The organism is Bradyrhizobium sp. TM239 (assembly GCF_036247985.1).
GTDB lineage: Bacteria > Pseudomonadota > Alphaproteobacteria > Rhizobiales > Xanthobacteraceae > Bradyrhizobium > Bradyrhizobium ottawaense.
Map to the genome: position 1 here is coordinate 1 of NZ_BTIR01000033.1, position 2065 is coordinate 2065.

Annotated in this window: 2 protein-coding genes; both read right to left on the reverse strand. The window is 63.0% G+C overall.

Features of this window, described 5'->3' with window-relative positions:
* The coding region (locus AABA84_RS34555; protein WP_445083435.1) for a flagellin N-terminal helical domain-containing protein at positions 1-451 on the reverse strand (451 nt) is incomplete at its 3' end.
* Positions 452-812: 361 nt separating this feature from the next.
* A partial coding sequence (locus AABA84_RS34560; RefSeq protein WP_338314338.1) for a DUF1522 domain-containing protein occupies positions 813-2065 on the reverse strand: 1253 nt, incomplete at its 5' end.

Sequence of the window (2065 nt, forward strand, 5' to 3'; positions counted from 1 at the left end):
TCGCCGCCGTGGTGCCGCCGGCCGCGCCGTTATACACCACGTTGCTGCTCGCCGTCGCGCTGGCGAACGAAGTCGTGCCACGCAGGTCGGCCGCCGTTGCGCCCGAGATGCTGGTGGAGACATTGGACTTGGTAGAGTAGCCGACCGTGGTCTGCAGCGCCTGGTTGGCGATCGACTTCGCGGAGTCGATCAGCTTCTGCAGCGAGGTGATGCCGGTGTTGGCAGCCTGCAGCACCTGCACGCCGTTGGCGATGCCATCGAGCAGATTGTTGATGTCGCTGGCGCGGTTGTCGAGCGACTGTGCGGTGAAGAAGTTGGTGGGATTGTCCAGGGCCGAGTTGACGCTCTTGCCGGTCGACAGACGGCTCTGTGTGGTGGCGAGAAGATCAGCAGTGGACTGGAGGGAGAGCAGGTTCTGACGAACCGACGAAGAGAGGACGATACCGGACATTGAGTGTTACCCTTCTGGTACGCAACGCAACAAACAAACTTCGATTAGGATTAATCGATGCCGGGACGGTGAACGCAGACGGCTAACAAAGCATGAAGCGTGTCGCTCCAGTCCTTCCGCGGATTCACCATGTGCGCGATCGGAGCCGGACCGCGCTTCGTCGTATCGTCATGATCACATGATGCTTTTTGGTGCAGCGGCGACGCGTTTGCCACTTGTCAACCATAACTCAGAGTGAGCAATTCGCTGCACTCGAACGCATCGTCCCGACTTGCCAAGCGGCGTTCTGATGGCGACCCAAAAAGAAAGCGGCGGGGCCGAAGCCCCGCCGCCGGATCTTGCTTGCGATGTCGTCCGCTTGTTAGCGGAGCAGCTGCAGCACGCTCTGCTGCGACTGGTTGGCCAGCGACAGCGCGGAGACCGCGATCGACTGGCGGGTCGACAGCGCCTGGCTGTTGGCCGCCTCGGTGTTGGTGTCGGCCAGCGTCAGGTTGGACGAACCGGTCTGCAGCACGTTGATCAGGCTCTTGTTGAAGTCCTGACGAACCTGCACCACCGAGAGGTTCGAACCGAGGCTCGAGGCTTCCGAGCGCAGCGTGCTCGACGCGGCGTTCAGGTTCGACAGCACCTTGTTGGTCGCGGAGTTGTCGATGAAGTCGACACCGCTGGTCAACGCGGCAAGACCCAGACCCTTGGAGTTGTAGGTCACGCCGGTGATGCTGAGGTTCGACTTGCCGGTCTCGTCAAACACCAGCTTGAGCTGGTCGCCGTTCAACAGGTTGACGCCGTTGAACGAGGAGTCCTGCGAGGTGGTGTCGATCTGGTTCAGGATGTTGTTGTACTGAGACACCAGATTGGCGCGCGAGGTCTGCGCAACCGTATCCTGGACGGGGGTGGAAGCCGTCGAGAACGTCAGCGACGAGGTCAGCGTGCCGCCGATCGCACCACCCGCGGCGCTCGAACCGATGGTCGAGGACGCATAGTCGTTGGTGGTCGAGACCGTCAGCAGGCCGTTGGCGTCGATCGTCGCCGTCAGGTTGTTGGCCTGAAGCTTCGTGTTGAGCTGATCGAGCGTCTTGACCGTGCCGTTGGTGCCGTCGCCGAAGGTGACGTTGACCGCCGTACCGCCGTTGAAGGACGAGAAGGTCAAGGTCTTGCCGCTGATGCCGCCGACGCCCGAGGTGCGGGCCGCGGTGAAGGCGGTCGCAGTCCCGGTGTTGCCGGCGAGGCCGAGCGCGTTCAGCGCGTTGCCGGTGCCGGTGACGGACAGGTCAGCATTGACGCCGGTGGAGATCTTGAGCTGGCCGGAGGCGTTGATCGACGAGTTGGTCTGGCCGGTGGCGGTCGCAAGCGTCGCGGTGCCGTTGGCATTGACCGTCGCGGTCTGCACGCCGGTGGCAAGGTCGATCGCCTTCAGCACGTCGTTGATCGTGCCGCCCTGCAGATAGACCGTCGAGTTGCCGGCGCCGTCAGTGAGAACGTTGCCGTTCGCACCATACCCGCTCGGAACGCTCGGAGCACCGGTCGAACCCGGGATCGGCGCGTTCTTGAAGGTGATGACGTGACCGTCGACGTTCAGCGTCGAGCCGTCCGTGATCGTCGCACCGAGCGAGC